This window comes from Actinomycetota bacterium (assembly GCA_030019255.1).
Taxonomy (GTDB): Bacteria; Actinomycetota; Geothermincolia; order Geothermincolales; family RBG-13-55-18; genus Solincola_A.
Genome location: JASEFK010000037.1, coordinates 1 through 639 on the forward strand (window position 1 = coordinate 1; position 639 = coordinate 639).

A 639-nucleotide genomic window follows, 5' to 3' on the forward strand; every position below is an offset into this window, starting at 1 on the left:
GGCTCTCCGCGCCCGGCTCGCGGTCCTCGAGCATGCTCACCAGTTCCCCCACCGCCCGGGTCTCCCGCAGCCGCCCCAGCCAGCGGATGCACAGGACGCGGGCTTTCTCGTCCGGATCGCGCAGCCCCCGCACCAGCAGGTCGGAGGCCTCCCTGCCCCCGGTCAGGCCCAGGGCGCGGATGGTCTCGTATTTCACCTTGGGATTGGGGTGCTCGAGGGTGACGCGCAGGAAAGGCAGGGTCTCTTGGCTGTGGAGGCGGGCCATGACGGTGACTAGGTTGCGCACCAGGAACCAGCGTGGGTCCCTGATATGGGCTCCCAGGAGGGATACGCGGTCACGGCACAGCGCGGTGAGGGTGTCGATGATGAACTTGCGCACCGACATGTCCTCCTCCGCCCCCAGAGCCTCCACCATGGCCGAGATCCCTTTTTCTCCCAGCACCGCCATGTAGTCCTTGAGGCCCTCTAGGGAGCGGGGGTCGCCGCGGTTCTCGCAGGCGAGCTGGATCACGCGCTGCATCACCTTCTCGGCGGCCGCTTCCTCGATCATGCGCCGCAGGTCTGAGCGGTAGGGGTCCAGCGCCGGGTCGCCGTGACTCAGGACCTCGCTGGTGCCCTGGCGCACCATGGCCGCGAGGT

The 639-nt window shown here is 68.7% G+C and carries 1 protein-coding gene; it reads right to left on the reverse strand.

Annotated elements, in window-relative coordinates; translation table 11 throughout:
- A partial coding sequence (locus tag QME84_12740) for a HEAT repeat domain-containing protein (protein MDI6875130.1) occupies window positions 1-639 on the reverse strand: 639 nt, incomplete at both ends.